We start from the raw sequence: 14,154 nt of genomic DNA, 5'->3' as shown, positions 1-14,154 counted from the left end.
ACACCGCAGGACCACGGACCGGCGACCGCGCCGGACCCCGCAGGACGGAGAACCTCCATGACCGACACGACCGCGCCCGTCACCGACGCCGCCGCCGCCGACGCCGCCCTCAAGGCCCGCCACCGGACCATGTGGGGCCTCGGTGACTACCCGGACGTGGCCGCCCGGCTCATCGCCGATCTCGGCCCGACGCTCGTCGCCGCCGCCGGGGTCCGCCCCGGGGAGCGCGTGCTCGACGTCGCCGCCGGCACCGGCAACGTCGCCGTCCCCGCCGCGCTCGCCGGCGCGGACGTCGTCGCCTCCGACCTCACCCCCGAGCTCTTCGTCGCCGGCCGCGCGTTCGCCCAGCGCCAGGGCGTGGCGCTGCGCTGGGAGGAGGGCGACGCCGAGGCGCTGCCCTACGACGACGACACCTTCGACGTCGCCACCTCGTGCGTGGGCATCATGTTCGCGCCGCACCACCAGCAGGCCGCCGACGAGATCGTCCGCGTCGTCCGGCCCGGCGGGCGGATCGCACTGATCAGCTGGACGCCCGCGGGCTTCGTCGGCGACCTGTTCAAGACCATGAAGCCCTACGCGCCGCCGCCCCCGCCCGGCGCGCAGCCCCCGCCGCTGTGGGGCGACGAGGCGCACGTCCGCGCCCTGCTCGGCGACCGCGTCACCGACGTCGAGACGCGCACGCAGACGGTGCGCGTCTCGGCCTTCGACTCGCCGGAGACCTTCCGCTCGTACTGGAAGGAGACCTACGGGCCGACGATCGTGGCCTACCGCAACGTGGCCGACGACGCGGAGCGCACCGCCGCGCTCGACGCCGACATCGCGGGCGTGGCGCAGCGCCACGACCGGGGCGACGGGTCGATGGACTGGGAGTACCTGCTCCTGACCGCCCGGGTCGTCTAGGGGGTCGTCTGCAGCGAGGCCGCCGACACGGCGGGCTCGACGTTGGACTCGGAGTGGATGGGGCCCTCGCGATCCGAGAGCGGGGTGCCCCGTCCGCCCCACTGCTGGGCGATCATCTCCGCGGCGATCGACACCGCGGTCTCCTCCGGGGTGCGGGCGCCGAGGTCGAGGCCGATGGGGCTCGACATCCGGGCCAGCTCGGCCTCGGTGACACCGGCCTCGAGCAGCCGTTCCTGCCGGTCGAGGTGCGTGCGCCGCGAGCCCATCGCCCCGATGTAGCCGATCTCGGGCAGGCGCAGCGCCACCTCGAGCAGCGGCACGTCGAACTTGGGGTCGTGGGTGAGCACGGCCAGCGAGGTCCGGGAGTCGATGCGCCCCGCCTCGGCCTCCTTGGCGAGGTAGCGGTGGGGCCACTCGACGACGACCTCGTGGGCCTCGGGGAAGCGGCTCGACGTCGCGAACACCGGGCGCGCGTCGCAGACGGTGACCCGCATGCCGAGGAACGTGCCCATCCGCGCGACGGCGGCGGCGAAGTCGATGGCCCCGAAGACGATGAGGCGCGGCGGCGGGGCGAAGGACTCGACGAACACCTGCAGGCCCTCGCCGCGGCGCTCGCCGTCGGTGCCGTAGGACACGAGCGCCGAGCGGCCGGCGGCGAGCAGGCCGCGGACGTCGTCGCGCAGCGCGTCGTCGAGGCGCGCCGAGCCGGTGCTGCCCTCGACCTCCTCGGGCCAGACGACCAACCGGCGCCCGATGCGGTCGGCAGGACCGGACACGACCGTGGCGACGGCGACCGAGCGGTGCTCGCGCACGGCCGCGGCGATGGCGCCGAGCTGGGGGAACGACTCGCGGTCGACCTTCTCGACGTAGACGTCGAGGATACCGCCGCAGGTCAGGCCGACGGCGAACGCGTCGTCGTCGGAGACGCCGTAGCGCTGCAGGGTCGCGTCGTCGGTGCCCTCGAGGATGCCCGAGCCGAGCTCGTAGACCGCGCCCTCGACGCACCCGCCCGACACGCTCCCCACGGCCTGCCCGTCGTCGCCGACGAGCATCGACGCGCCGGGCTGGCGCGGCGCGGACCGGAACGTGCCGACCACGGTGGCCAGCGCCGTCGGGCGCCCCGCGTCCCACCAGGACTCCAGGGTCGGCAGCACGTCACGCATCCCGCAGCACCTCCAGCAGCTCGGCCAGCGTCGTCAGGGAATGGCCCGCCAGCAACCGGTCAACGTGCGGGAGGGCCGCCGCGATTCCCCCCTGCACGGGCAGGTAGCCGCTCTTGCCCGCGTGCGGGTTGACCCAGACCACCTGGTGGGCCAGGCGCCGCAGCCGCGCGGACTGCTCGCCGAGCAGGTCGGCGCCCCCGCGCTCCCAGCCGTCGGAGAACACGACGACGACCGCGCGGCGGGCGACGCCGCGCTGGCCCCAGCGGTCGAGGAACGCGCGCAGCACCTCGCCGAGCCGGGTGCCGCCCGACCAGTCGGGGATGGCCTGGCCGGCGTCGCTGAGCGCGCGCTCGGGGTCGCGCTGGCGCAGCTCGCGGGTCACCCGGGTCAGGCGCGTGCCGAGCGTGAACGTCTCCACCGCGGTCGGCGTGCGCCGGGTGACGACGTGGGCGAAGCGCAGCAGCGTGTCGGCGTAGGGGCTCATGGAGCCGGACACGTCGATGAGCAGCACCACGCGGCGCGGGCGCTCGCGGCGGGCGCGGCGGCGCAGGTCGGCGATCTCGCCGCCGTTGGCCAGCGCCGCGCGCAGGGTGCGCCGCGCGTCCGGCTCGCCGCGCCGCGCCGGCCGGCGGCGCCGGGCCCGGCGTCGCGGCGGGGCCGGGCGGAGCAGGGCGAGCAGCTGTTTGAGGTGCTCGCGCTCGCCGATGGAGAGCTCGGCGATGTCGCGGTCGCGCAGGATCTCCTCGCCGGAGGCGGCGACCCGCAGCTCCGGGGTCTCCTCCTCCTCGCCGTCGTCCCCCGTGCCCGGCGGCGGCTCGGTGAGCGCGGCCATCGTCGAGATGCGGGGCTTGGGCTGCGAGGGCCGCCCCATCCGCTGGTCGCGGGGGTCGGCCGAGAACCAGGCGGCGAAGGCGTGGTCGTAGCGCACGACGTCGTCGGGGTCGGCGCACAGCGTCAGCCGCCCCGCCCAGTAGGTCGAGACCTCGCTGGTCAGGTCGGACAGGCGCAGCGCCTGCAGGTAGGCGGCGACGCGGTCGGTCGTGACCGGCACGCCGGCGTTGCGGACGAGCCGGGTGAAGGCGACGAAGTCCTCGAGGACGGCGTCGGCGTCGGGGCCGGAGGCGCCACCGAGCTCCTGGACGACGCCGGAGGCCAGGACGGCGCCGGCGTGCGGGCGGGGAGCAGGCGCGTCGCTGCTACCGCCCCGGTCACCGGTGGTCATGAGGCGAGCAGGGCGTCCAGCTTGTCGCGCGCCCGGTCCGCGTCCTCGCGGTACTTCAGCACCGCACCGAGGGTGGCGGTGGCCGACGCGAGGTCGAGGTGGCGCGCCCCGATCAGCTGCAGCGCCTGCGCCCAGTCGATGGACTCGGCGACCCCGGGCGGCTTGAGCAGGTCGAGCCCGCGCAGCCCGTGCACGGCCTGGGCGACCTGCTCGGCCAGCTGCTCGGGGAGGTCGGGCAGCCGCCGGCGCAGGATCGCGGTCTCGCGCGCGAGGTCGGGGTGCTCGAGCCAGAGGTAGAGGCAGCGGCGCTTGAGGGCGTCGTGCACCTCGCGGGTGCGGTTCGAGGTCAGCACCACCAGCGGCGGCGTCGCGGCCTTCACGACGCCGATCTCGGGGATCGTGACGGAGTTCTCGGCGAGCACCTCGAGCAGGAAGGCCTCGAACTCGTCGTCGGCGCGGTCGACCTCGTCGACGAGCAGCACGCAGGGCGCCTCCTGGATGGCCTGCAGCACGGGGCGGGCCAGGAGGAAGCGCCGGTCGTAGAGCGAGGACTCGACGGCGTCGACGTCCAGCTCGGTGTGCGAGGCGCTGGCCGACGCCTCGAGCGCGCGCAGGTGCAGCAGCTGGCGGGGGAAGTCCCAGTCGTAGAGCGCCTGGGAGGCGTCGATGCCCTCGTGGCACTGCAGGCGCACGAGCGGCAGGCCCAGGGACTCCGACAGCGCCTGGGCGAGCGCGGTCTTCCCGGTCCCGGGCTCGCCCTCGCAGAAGAGCGGGCGACCCATGCGCAGCGCCAGGAACGCCGCCGACGCGAGGCCGTCGTCGGCGAGGTAGCCGGTGCCGTCGAGGGCGCGCGCCAGGTCGTCCGGGCTGGTGGGTTCGGTGGTCACGCTCACCTCCCCAGCATGTCGTAGCACCGGTGGGGTAGCCACCGGACGGCCCTGTGACGGCGGGCGCGCCTGAGACCCGTTGGGCCGAACGGTCGTGCGGTTTCCGTGAGGCCAGGCACAGATCGGATCTGTGATCGGCGGCCCGAAAGCGCTTGCTTCGGTGATCGACTCGCGCCTGGAGCAGGGAATTCGTGCTCGCGTCGATCACGAACCGGTCACGGGACGGTGACGAGCGCCCGATGAGGCCGGGTTGAAAGACGAACTGTGCTCCGTACCGTCCCTGGCGGCCCTCCACGAGCACCCGACCGGTGCCGAGGGCCGGACACTCCCGGGGCCGCCGCGCCGACGCTCGTCCAGCGTTCCCGGGTGACCTGCCCCGAAACGAAAGTGGCGGACCGGACGAGCGCGAGGACAGCAGGGCCCCGGGTGCTCCCCGAGCACCCACGGGCGGTGAGGCCGCGTGGAACCGGCCGTCGACCCGCTCGCGAGGCCCCGCCCGCGCGGCGCGGTACGGAGAGAGGTCATGGCTCGGAACACCGATCAGTCGCTGGCGCGCGCCCTCGGACGGCGTGCGGCCCAGATCGCCCTGGTGGGCGCGGTCGCCGCGACCCCGATGGCCTTCACCACCGGGCTGGCGTCCGCGGACACGGACTGGGACGAGCTCGCCCAGTGCGAGAGCGGCGGCGACTGGAGCATCAACACCGGCAACGGCTTCGGCGGCGGCCTGCAGTTCACCGACTCCACCTGGCGCGCCTTCGGCGGCTCGGGCCAGCCGGAGGACGCCAGCCGCTCGGAGCAGATCCAGGTCGCCGAGCGCGTCAAGGCCGAGCAGGGCATGAACGCCTGGCCGACGTGCTCCAAGAAGACCGGCAACACCGACAGCTCGGCCAACACGGAGTCCGACTCCGGGTCGTCGAGCTCGAGCTCGGACTCCGAGTCGTCCGACTCCTCGGACGCCGAGGGCGTGCGGTCCTCCGCCTCGACGGAGAAGCCGGCGCAGTCGGTCGCGCCGGCCGCCCCCGGCGCCGGCCACACCGTCGCGGCAGGCGAGACCCTGAGCTCGATCGCCGCCGCCAACGGCGTGTCCTGGCAGTCCGTCGCGCAGCGCAACGCGCTCGCCGACCCGGACAGCCTCAGCGTCGGGCAGCAGCTCGCCCTGCGCTGATCCCGAGTACCGCGCCCGACGGCCCCGGCTCCCTCGTGGAGCCGGGGCCGCCGTGTGTATGAGCTGGGTCACAGCGTCTCAGGCACGGAGCGCTCGCGACCGGTCGCTGATCGTGAGATCGAGTCCCCGGAGCTGCACGTTCGTCACCCGTTCGTGACCTGAGCGGCTCCTCACGAACCTGAGAGCCACGCGCCGTGACCCCGGTGGAGATCTAGCCTCGGTCCGTCGGCCCGTGCGGCGGTGCCGACCGAGGCCCGGGCGCTCCCCCTGTCCGACGGGCCCCGTCCCCGCCTCACCCGTGCCCGGACAGGGGCGCCCGCGACCGGTGCTCCCCCGTCCGCTCCCCCACGCGACGGCCCGGTGCGGCGTCCGCGCGGCCGTCGTGGAGACCCATGGACATCGTCGACCCCGTCCTGCCTGCTTCTCGCGGACGTCACCGCGCCGCGCGCCGCCCCGGCCGCGTCGGACGCGCCGCGCTGGCCGTCGTCGCGGCCGGCGCCCCCGTCGTGCCCGCCGCCCTGCTGGCCGCCCCGGCCGCGCACGCCGACACCGACTGGGACGCGCTGGCCCAGTGCGAGAGCGGCGGCGACTGGAGCATCAACACCGGCAACGGCTTCGGCGGCGGCCTGCAGTTCACCGACTCCACCTGGCGCGCCTTCGGCGGCTCCGGCCAGCCGGAGGACGCCAGCCGCGAGGAGCAGATCCGCGTCGCCGAGCGCGTCAAGGCCGGGCAGGGCATGGGCGCCTGGCCCACCTGCTCGCGCAAGACCGGGCAGACCGACAGCTCGCCGAACACGGAGTCGTCGGGCTCGTCGTCGTCCTCGTCGGCGAGCGATTCCGGAGCCGACGCCGACTCCGCCTCCGACGCCGAGGACGACGACTCCGGTTCGAGCCGCTCCGAGACCCGCCAGGTGCGGGACTCCGGTTCGTCGTCGTCCTCGTCCTCCTACACCGTGCGCGAGGGGGACACGCTCAGCTCGATCGCCGCGTCGCAGGGCACGACCTGGCGCGCGCTCGCCCAGGCCAACGGCGACGTCCTCACCGACCCGAACATGATCTTCCCGGGGCAGACCATCGCGACGGCCTGACGCCGCGTCCCGGCACCGGGGAGCGGGTCAGGGGCAGTTGACCCATTCCTCGGTGCCGTCGGTGAACTCCTGGCGCTTCCACACCGGCAGCTCGCGCTTGACGGCGTCGACCAGCTCGCTGCAGGCGTCGAACGCCTCGCGGCGGTGCTCGGCGGCCACGGCGCACGCCAGGGCCACGTCGCCGATGCCCAGCGGGCCGACGCGGTGGGTGACCGCGAGCGCGCGCACGCCCGCGAACTGCCCGGCGACCTCCGCGGCCACCTTCTCCACGACGGTCGCGGCGCTCGGGTGGCCCTCGTAGTCCAGGGCGGTCACCGAGCGGCCGTGGTCGTGGTCGCGGACGACGCCCGCGAACGTGACGACCGCGCCGGCGGCGGCGTCGTCGACCAGCGCGGCGTGCTCGGAGACGTCGAGCGGCTCCTCGGTGACGGTCGCCCGCAGGACGCGCGCGGGCTGTGCCCTCGGGTCCGGCTCCGCTGCGCTTCGCGTCCCGCTCACTGGTGGTCCCCTCCCAGGATCTGGTCGACGGCGTGGGCCAGCACCGGCTCGAGCACCGCCAGGCCGTCGCGCACCCCGCCCGGGGAGCCGGGCAGGTTCACCACCAGGGTGCGCTTGGCGACCCCGGCCACGCCACGTGAGAGCACCGACGTCGGGACCTTGTCGGCCCCGGCGCGGCGGACGGCGTCGGCGAGGCCCGGGATCTCGTAGTCGAGGACCGCGCGGGTGGCCTCGGGGGTGGCGTCGGTGGGCGAGATGCCGGTGCCGCCGGTGGTGACGACGACGTGGGCGCCGTCCGCCACGGCCTCGCGCAGTGCCGCGGCCACCGGCTCGCCGTCGGGCACGACCACGGGGTCGGGCGTCGTGAAGCCCTGGCCGCGCAGCCACTCGACGATGATCGGGCCGCCGCGGTCGGTGTAGACGCCCGACGAGGCACGGTTGGAGGCGGTCACCACGCGCGCGCGGCGCGTGGGGTCAGCGGCCGTCGGGGCGGGTCCAGACACCGGAGCGTCCCCCTTCCTTGCGCTCGAGGCGCACCGCGTCCAGCGTCGCCGCCGGGTCGAGCGCCTTGATCATGTCGTGCAGCGTCAGCCCGGCCACCGCGACGGCGGTGAGGGCCTCCATCTCCACGCCCGTGCGGTCGGCGCTGCGGGCGGTGGCGGTGATGGCGACGTGGTCGTCGCCGACCTCGAGGTCGACGGTGACGCCGGCCAGCGGGATCGGGTGGCACAGCGGCACGAGGTCCGGGGTGCGCTTGGCGCCCATGATGCCCGCGACCCGCGCGACACCCAGCGCGTCGCCCTTGGGGACCGTGTCGTCGCGCAGGGCGGCGGTGACCTCGGCGGTCGTGCGCACGACGCCGGTCGCGGTCGCCGTGCGGCGCGTGACCTCCTTGTCGCCGACGTCGACCATCCGCGCGGCGCCGGTGGCGTCCACGTGGGTCAGACCGGAGTGCTCACTCATCCGCCCCCTCCAGCGCCTTCGCCGTCTCCTCGCCGAGGGCCAGGGCGGCCCCGACGTCGACGCTCGCCGTCCCGTGCTCGCGGGCGCGCTCGACGGTCTTGCGGACCGCCCCGGCCACCGCGGGCGCGACGGTGTTGTCGAAGACGCTGGGCACGATGAACAGCGGGTTCGGCTCCGCGACCACGTCCCCGATGGCGGCGGACGCGGCCAGCAGCATGTCGTCGGTGATCGCCCGCGCCTGCGCGTCGAGCAGCCCGCGGAAGATGCCGGGGAACGCGAGGACGTTGTTGATCTGGTTCGGGTAGTCCGACCGGCCGGTGGCGACGACCGCGGCGTGCCGCTGGGCCAGCGACGGGTCGATCTCGGGGTCGGGGTTGGCCAGCGCGAACACGACGGCGTCGTCGGCCATCGCGGCGACGTCCGACTCGTGGAGCAGGTTCGGCGCCGAGACCCCGATGAACACGTCGACGCCGGGCATCGCGTCGCGCAGCGCCCCGGTGCGGCGCTCGCGGTTGGTCTGCTCGGCGACCCATTCCAGGCTCGCGTGCAGGCCGGGGCGCTCGGGGTGGATGATCCCGTCGACGTCCACCGCGATGAGGTCGGCGGGCTGCAGCGGCAGCAGCAGCCGGATGATCGCCGAGCCGGCCGCGCCGACCCCGCAGACCACGATCCGGCAGTCGTTCATCTCCTTGCCGACGACGCGCAGCGCGTTGCGCAGGGCGCCGAGGACGACGACGGCGGTGCCGTGCTGGTCGTCGTGGAAGACGGGGATGTCGAGCTTCTCGCGCAGCCGCTCCTCGATCTCGAAGCAGGCCGGCGCGGCGATGTCCTCGAGGTTGATCCCGCCGTAGGCCGGGGCGAGGACCTCGACGGTCCGGATGATCTCCTCGGTGTCCTGGGTGTCGAGGCACACCGGCCAGGCGTCGACGCCCGCGAACCGCTTGAACAGGGCCGCCTTGCCCTCCATCACCGGCATCGCCGCGGCCGCGCCGAGGTTGCCGAGCCCGAGCACCGCCGAGCCGTCGGTGACCACGGCGACCGTGTTGCGCTTGATCGTCAGGCTGCGGGCGTCGTCGGGACGGCGGGCGATCGCCTGGCAGACCCGGGCGACGCCGGGCGTGTAGGCGCGGGAGAGGTCCTCACGGGTCCGCAGACCGACCTTCGCGGTGACCTCGATCTTGCCGCCGAGGTGGACCAGGAACGTGCGGTCGGAGACGTTGCGGACCCGCACGCCGTCGAGGCCGCCGAGCGCGTCGGTGATCTGCTCCGCGTGCTCCTCGGACAGGGCGTTGCAGCTGATGTCGATGATGATCGAGTCGGTGCGCGACTCGACGACGTCGAACGCCGTCATGACGCCGCCCACGCGGCCGACGGCGACGGCGAGGTCACCCGCCGCGGTCGCGCTCGCCGGCGCCTCGACGCGGGCCGTGATCGCGTAACCGGGTCCCGGGACGGTCACCGTGTCTCCTTCCTGGCTGTGTTCATCGGTCCGGCTCCCGCTCCGCTCCGCGTCCGGCCCATCGCTGCAGATCCGCCGGTGTGTCGAGGTCGTCGTCGACCGCCACGTCACCGATCTCGACGGAGACCACGTCGTCCCGGCCGCGCAGGAAGCCCCGCGCGCCGGCATCGCCGCCGGCCGCCGCGTGCACAGCCTTCCAGTGCGCCCTCCCGAGCAGCACGGGGTGGCCCGCGCGCCCGCCGACGGCACCGCGGGCGAGCACCTCGGGGTCGCGGGCGTGCGCGGCGACGCGGGCGAGCGCGTCGGGCCCGATGCCCGGGGTGTCGACGAGCGCGACCAGCACGGCGACGACGTCGGCCGTCTCGAGCGCCTCCAGCCCGGCGCGCAGGGAGGCGGCCTGGCCCTCGGTGTCCCAGCCCGGCGCGGGCACCCACGGGGTGCCCTCGTCGAGCAGCGCGGCGGTCCCGGGCAGCCCGGCGCCGAGCACGACCACGACCGGCGCGAGCCCCGCCTCGTGCAGGGCCCGGGCACCGCGGCGCACCAGGGGCTCGCCGTCGAGCTCGACGGCGGCCTTCGGGCGTCCCATCCGCCGACCCCCGCCCGCGGCGAGCAGGAGGCCGGCGACCGCGCTCGGGGTGCTCAGCGGTTGATCTCGGTGACCGGGTGCTCGTAGCCGAGCTGGTCGGCCGGGAGGGGGAACTCCGTCTCACCGAACGGCGACGGCGAGCCCTGGGTGGGCGCCATCAGCTCGGTGATCGGGTGGCCGCCCTCGACCTCCGGCCACCAGGGGTCCTGGCGCGGCGGGACCTCCTCGGACGTCTCCGACTGTCCTCCGGTGGCGTGCTGGTCGGCCATCTCTCCCTGTCCTCCCGGTCGGCGGAGCACCAGTCTGCCGCACCTCGGGGGTGTGCGCGCCCAGGCCCGACTACCGTGGACGTCGATGTCCGGCCGGACCCTCCTCGACCACCTGCGCGCCCAGGACGACGACACCCTGGGCGCGCTGCTGCGTGCCCGCCCGGATCTCGCGCTGCCCGCGCCCGCCGACATGGGCGTCGTGGCCACCCGGGCGAGCGTGCGGATGTCGGTCGGGCGGGCGTGCGAGGACCTCGACGCGTTCACCCTGCAGGTGGTCGACGCGCTGCTCGTGGTGCGCGCCGACGAGGCGCCCGCGGCCCTCGGCGACGTCCTCGCGCTCCTCGGCCCGGACCGTGCCGCCGCCGGTCGCGCCGCGCTCGCCGACCTCGAGAGCCGCGCGCTGTGCTGGCCCGACGGGTCCACGCTCGTCCCGGACCTGCCCGCCGCCGACCCGGAGGCGACGACGGGCCTGCGGGCCGTGCCCGCCCTGCGCGACGTCTCGGTGCGCTATCCCGGCGGGCTCGGGCGCCCGGCGCCGGAGTTCTCGGCGATCGCCACCGCCGACGACTTCGCCGCCGTCGTCGACGCCCTGCCCGCCGACGAGCGGGCCGTCGTCGAGGCGCTGGCCGCCGACGGCCCGGTCGGGCGCAGCCGCGCACAGGGTCCCGACGACGGGCCGGTCGGCCGGCTGCTCGCCGCGGGCCTGCTGCACCGCGTCGACCACGAGACCGTCGAGCTCACCCGGGAGGCCGCCCTCGGGGTCCGCGGCGACCGCCCGCTCGGCGACGTCGCGCTCACCGACCCCATGCCGGCCCCGCGCGTCCGGGCGCCCGCCGACGTCGACGCCACCGCCGCCGGGGAGATCCTCGAGCTGGTGCGCCGCGCCGAGGTCGTGCTGGCGTCGTGGTCGGACGCCCCGCCCGCGGTCCTGCGCTCCGGCGGGCTCGGGGTGCGCGACCTGCGCCGCGTCGCCCGCGAGCTCGGGCTCACCGAGGCGGACGCGGCCCTGCTGGTCGAGGTCCTCGCCGGGGCGGGGCTGATCGCCGTCTCCGAGGGCGCCGACCCGGCCTGGACGCCCACCGTCACCGTCGACCGCTGGTTCGCCGCGGGCCCCGACGTGCGCTGGGTGATGCTCGCCCGCGGCTGGCTCGACACGCCCCGCGCGCCGTCGCTGGTGGGCGCGCGCGACGTCGGCGACAAGCTCATCGGCCCGCTGTCGGACGAGGCGCGTCGGCCCTGGGCGCCGGCGCTGCGCCGGCGCGTGCTCGACCGGCTGCGCGAGTTCGACGACGGGGCGGGCCCGCCGAGCGCCGACGACCTCGTCGCGTCGCTGGCGTGGCGCGCGCCGCGCAAGGGCGGGAGCCGGCGCGACGACATGATCCGCACGGTGCTGCGCGAGGCCACGACGATGGGCCTGGTCGCCCACGACGCGATCACCTCGGCGGCGCGCGAGCTGCTCGTCCCCGCCCGCGGCCCCGGCGACGACCCGGACGGCGCGGCCGCGGCCGCCCTGCGCAGGGCGCTGCCCGACCCCGTCGACCACGTGCTCCTGCAGGCCGACCTCACCGCGGTCGCCCCCGGGCGCCTCGAGCCCGAGCTCGCCGCCGCGCTCGACCGCGTCGCCGACGTCGAGTCCGCCGGCGGCGCCACCGTCTACCGCATCAGCGAGGCGTCGGTGCGGCGCGCGCTCGACCTCGGGCAGACCGCCGCCGACCTGCACGAGCTCTTCGCGACCCGCTCGGCCACCCCGGTCCCCCAGGGCCTGACCTACCTCGTCGACGACGTCGCCCGCCGCCACGGGCGCCTGCGCGGCGGGGCGGCGGCGTCGTTCCTGCGCTCGGAGGACGAGGCGCTCATCGCCGAGGTGATGGTGCACCCGGAGGCCGAGCGCCTCGAGCTGCGACGGATCGCGCCGACCGTGCTGATCAGCACCCAGCCGCTGGTCGACGTGCTCGAGGCCCTGCGCGCGGCCGGGCTGTCACCGGTCGCGGAGGACGAGGTCGGCGGGGTGCTCGACCTGCGCCCCCGCGGCCGGCGCACCCCGGCCAAGCGGCCCGAGCGCGCGATCGGCACCACCCCGACGCTGTCCGAGGACCAGATCACCGCGCTCGTCGCCCAGCTCCGTGCCGGCGACCGCGCCGCCACCGCCGCCCGGGGTCGCGCGACCGGCACCGGCCAGGGCCGCACGGCCACCTCGGCCACCGTCGCCGTGCTCGCCGAGGCCGCGCGCACCGGACGCAGCGTGTGGATCGGCTACGTCGACTCCCACGGCACCGCGTCCCAGCGCGTCGTGCGCCCGCTGCGCGTCGGCGGCGGCGTGCTCGAGGGAGTCGAGGACGACGGCGAGACCAACGGCGACGTCGTCGGCGGCGCGGCCCTGTCCTTCGCGCTGCACCGGATCACCTCGGTGAGCGTGCTCGCCGACCGCTGAGGCGCGCCCGCTCGCTCGCTCGCCCGGTTCGCAGCGAACGGGTATCTCGCTGCTTCTAGGCGCGCGAAGTCCCCGTTGATCACGCGGGCGCGCGGTGCCGTCGGAGATCACGAGTGCGTGGTGCACCCCGCCGGCGCGCGTCAGGTGGACGAGGTGCTCGTGATCTCCGGAGCGACGGCGCCCGGGGCACGGGTACCGCCGTCCGGACGCCGGCGAGCACCCGTGCGCGCGGGGCACGCTCAGGCCCGGGCGCCGACCGCCCAGACCTGCATGGCGTGCTCGACGAGCGCGATGAGCGCCTGCTTCGTCGACTCACGGTCGCGGGCGTCGACGGTGAGGATCGGCACCGAGGGGTCGATGGCCAGCGCCTCGCGGACGTCCTCGAGATCGTGGCGCAGGACGCCGTCGAAGACGTTGACGCCGAGCACGTAGGGCAGGCGGCGGTCCTCGAAGAAGTCCACGGCGGCGAAGCAGTCGGCGAGCCGGCGGGTGTCGGCGAGCACGACCGCGCCGATGGCGCCGCGCACGAGGTCGTCCCACATGAACCAGAACCGGTCCTGTCCGGGGGTGCCGAACAGGTAGAGGATCAGGTCCGAGTCGAGCGAGACGCGACCGAAGTCCATGGCGACCGTGGTGGTGCGCTTGTTCGGCACCGCGGAGAGGTCGTCGACGCCGGCGCTGGCGTCGGTCATCACGGCCTCGGTCGTCAGCGGGTCGATCTCGGAGACCGAGCCCACGAACGTGGTCTTGCCGACCCCGAACCCACCGGCCACGACGATCTTGGCTGAGGTGGTGCTCGGGACCGGTTCGGCGACCGCTGCGTCAGAGCCGTCGTAGTCCACTCAACACCCTTTCCATCAATGCCATGTCCGGGACGTCGCCCGAGGTCGAGGCGGTCTGGTGCACCACGACCGTTCCCTGCGACGCCATGTCGCCGATGACGACCCGGGCCACGCCGAGGGGCAGCTTCAGCATGGCCGCCACCTCCGCGACGGACCGGGGCTCGGCGCACAGCTCGGCCACGGCACGGTGCTCGTACTGGGGGATCCGCGACGGGTCGCGGCCCGCGGTGCCGACCGAGACCAGGGTCTCGACGGCGAGGTCGTAGACCGGGCGGGTCCGCCCGCCGGTCCAGGCGTAGGGGCGCACGATCGCGACGTCGTCGGCGCGCTCGGCGGGCGGCTCGGGCTCGGGGAGCTCGTGCCGCGGCGGGCCGCCGGGCTGCGGCACGCCGTAGGGAGCGGTCTGCGGCTCCCCGGGCGCGAGGGCGTGCGCGCCGTCGGGCACGCCCTCGCCGTAGAGGTAGCCGTCGGGGGCGACGGTGCCGTCGGTCGGCGGGCCGACCTCGTCGACCGGCGGGGCGGCCGGCTCCGGCGGCGCCACCGGCTCCGGAGGCTCCTCGGCGTTGCGGCGTCGCCGGAAGAGCCCACGGCGCTCGCCGCGCGGCTTCGCCGGCCCGCTGATGCCGTTGAGGACGTCGGCGAAGGACTCGCCGGGCTCATCGCTCACCGGTCGTCACCCCC

General features: G+C 75.7%; 13 protein-coding genes and 1 pseudogene. 4 read left to right on the top strand and 10 right to left on the bottom strand.

All coding sequences use genetic code 11. The features are described 5' to 3' along the window. Nucleotides 1-57: 57 nt before the first annotated feature. Nucleotides 58-900: a class I SAM-dependent methyltransferase gene (locus ACFPK1_RS05900; RefSeq protein WP_378019964.1), complete on the top strand. Its 843-nt coding sequence runs from the start codon at nucleotides 58-60 to the stop codon at nucleotides 898-900. Here ACFPK1_RS05900 and ACFPK1_RS05895 read toward each other — a convergent pair. Genes ACFPK1_RS05895 through ACFPK1_RS05885 form a run of 3 tightly spaced genes read right to left on the bottom strand, consistent with a single transcriptional unit; the run spans nucleotide 897 to nucleotide 4,172 of the window. Next, nucleotides 897-2,063 carry an XdhC family protein gene (locus ACFPK1_RS05895; RefSeq protein ID WP_378019963.1) on the bottom strand — a complete coding sequence of 389 codons (1,167 nt, stop codon included), beginning with the start codon at nucleotides 2,061-2,063 and terminating at the stop codon, nucleotides 897-899. The genes ACFPK1_RS05900 and ACFPK1_RS05895 overlap by 4 nt on opposite strands. Continuing rightward, nucleotides 2,056-3,285, bottom strand: coding sequence for a vWA domain-containing protein (locus ACFPK1_RS05890; protein WP_378019962.1), 1,230 nt, complete (start codon nucleotides 3,283-3,285; stop codon nucleotides 2,056-2,058). Before ACFPK1_RS05890 ends, ACFPK1_RS05895 begins: the two co-directional genes overlap by 8 nt. Then, nucleotides 3,282-4,172, bottom strand: a complete 891-nt coding sequence (locus tag ACFPK1_RS05885; RefSeq protein ID WP_378019961.1) for an AAA family ATPase — start codon at nucleotides 4,170-4,172, stop codon at nucleotides 3,282-3,284. The genes ACFPK1_RS05890 and ACFPK1_RS05885 overlap by 4 nt, the downstream gene beginning before the upstream one ends. 523 nt (nucleotides 4,173-4,695) lie before the next feature. Between ACFPK1_RS05885 and ACFPK1_RS05880 the strand changes: the two genes are divergently transcribed. Beyond that, complete coding sequence (locus tag ACFPK1_RS05880) at nucleotides 4,696-5,337, top strand: LysM peptidoglycan-binding domain-containing protein (protein WP_378019960.1); 642 nt, start codon at nucleotides 4,696-4,698, stop codon at nucleotides 5,335-5,337. 392 nt (nucleotides 5,338-5,729) lie between these two features. Further along, nucleotides 5,730-6,425: a LysM peptidoglycan-binding domain-containing protein gene (locus ACFPK1_RS05875; protein WP_378019959.1), complete on the top strand. Its 696-nt coding sequence runs from the start codon at nucleotides 5,730-5,732 to the stop codon at nucleotides 6,423-6,425. A 27-nt stretch (nucleotides 6,426-6,452) separates the two neighbouring features. Here the strand turns inward: ACFPK1_RS05875 and ACFPK1_RS05870 are convergent. From ACFPK1_RS05870 to ACFPK1_RS05850, 5 genes and pseudogenes are all read right to left on the bottom strand, one after another. Beyond that, a pseudogene (locus ACFPK1_RS05870) lies at nucleotides 6,453-7,378 on the bottom strand (molybdenum cofactor biosynthesis protein MoaE). Nucleotides 7,379-7,397: 19 nt separating this feature from the next. Beyond that, entirely contained in the window at nucleotides 7,398-7,886 is a 489-nt protein-coding gene (gene moaC, locus ACFPK1_RS05865) for a cyclic pyranopterin monophosphate synthase MoaC (RefSeq protein ID WP_378019958.1), read from the bottom strand. Next, nucleotides 7,879-9,345 carry an NAD-dependent malic enzyme gene (locus ACFPK1_RS05860; protein ID WP_378019957.1) on the bottom strand — a complete coding sequence of 489 codons (1,467 nt, stop codon included), beginning with the start codon at nucleotides 9,343-9,345 and terminating at the stop codon, nucleotides 7,879-7,881. The genes moaC and ACFPK1_RS05860 overlap by 8 nt, the downstream gene beginning before the upstream one ends. 22 nt (nucleotides 9,346-9,367) lie before the next feature. Next, nucleotides 9,368-9,931 (bottom strand): nucleotidyltransferase family protein, encoded by a 564-nt coding sequence (locus ACFPK1_RS05855; protein WP_378019956.1) that lies wholly within the window; start codon nucleotides 9,929-9,931, stop codon nucleotides 9,368-9,370. A 53-nt stretch (nucleotides 9,932-9,984) separates the two neighbouring features. Then, entirely contained in the window at nucleotides 9,985-10,200 is a 216-nt protein-coding gene (locus tag ACFPK1_RS05850; protein ID WP_378019955.1) for a hypothetical protein, read from the bottom strand. A gap of 85 nt (nucleotides 10,201-10,285) precedes the next feature. Here ACFPK1_RS05850 and ACFPK1_RS05845 point away from each other — a divergent pair, with 85 nt between their 5' ends. After that, entirely contained in the window at nucleotides 10,286-12,631 is a 2,346-nt protein-coding gene (locus tag ACFPK1_RS05845) for a helicase-associated domain-containing protein (protein ID WP_378019954.1), read from the top strand. Nucleotides 12,632-12,870: 239 nt separating this feature from the next. On the opposite strand, the gene ACFPK1_RS05840 is transcribed toward ACFPK1_RS05845, so the two are convergent. Then, nucleotides 12,871-13,473, bottom strand: coding sequence for a GTP-binding protein (locus ACFPK1_RS05840; protein WP_378019953.1), 603 nt, complete (start codon nucleotides 13,471-13,473; stop codon nucleotides 12,871-12,873). Next, a complete protein-coding gene (locus tag ACFPK1_RS05835) occupies nucleotides 13,454-14,140 on the bottom strand; it encodes a DUF742 domain-containing protein (RefSeq protein ID WP_378019952.1) in 687 nt (228 codons plus the stop codon). Before ACFPK1_RS05835 ends, ACFPK1_RS05840 begins: the two co-directional genes overlap by 20 nt. Between the last annotated feature and the right edge of the window lie 14 nt (nucleotides 14,141-14,154).

This window comes from Actinomycetospora rhizophila (assembly GCF_042657905.1).
Lineage (GTDB): Bacteria > Actinomycetota > Actinomycetes > Mycobacteriales > Pseudonocardiaceae > Actinomycetospora > Actinomycetospora rhizophila.
Note: the sequence above shows the minus strand (reverse complement) of the source record. Positions and strands in the feature narration are given on the sequence as shown.

What these genes read in the sequence shown, in the direction of transcription:
- ACFPK1_RS05895 (WP_378019963.1), bottom strand. Translation starts at nt 2,063, where the DNA reads ATGCGTGACGTGCTGCCGACCCTGGAGTCCTGGTGGGACGCGGGGCGC.
- ACFPK1_RS05875 (WP_378019959.1), top strand. Translation starts at nt 5,730, where the DNA reads ATGGACATCGTCGACCCCGTCCTGCCTGCTTCTCGCGGACGTCACCGC.
- ACFPK1_RS05850 (WP_378019955.1), bottom strand. Translation starts at nt 10,200, where the DNA reads ATGGCCGACCAGCACGCCACCGGAGGACAGTCGGAGACGTCCGAGGAG.
- moaC (WP_378019958.1), bottom strand. Translation starts at nt 7,886, where the DNA reads ATGAGTGAGCACTCCGGTCTGACCCACGTGGACGCCACCGGCGCCGCG.
- ACFPK1_RS05880 (WP_378019960.1), top strand. Translation starts at nt 4,696, where the DNA reads ATGGCTCGGAACACCGATCAGTCGCTGGCGCGCGCCCTCGGACGGCGT.
- ACFPK1_RS05855 (WP_378019956.1), bottom strand. Translation starts at nt 9,931, where the DNA reads ATGGGACGCCCGAAGGCCGCCGTCGAGCTCGACGGCGAGCCCCTGGTG.
- ACFPK1_RS05845 (WP_378019954.1), top strand. Translation starts at nt 10,286, where the DNA reads ATGTCCGGCCGGACCCTCCTCGACCACCTGCGCGCCCAGGACGACGAC.
- ACFPK1_RS05900 (WP_378019964.1), top strand. Translation starts at nt 58, where the DNA reads ATGACCGACACGACCGCGCCCGTCACCGACGCCGCCGCCGCCGACGCC.
- ACFPK1_RS05890 (WP_378019962.1), bottom strand. Translation starts at nt 3,285, where the DNA reads ATGACCACCGGTGACCGGGGCGGTAGCAGCGACGCGCCTGCTCCCCGC.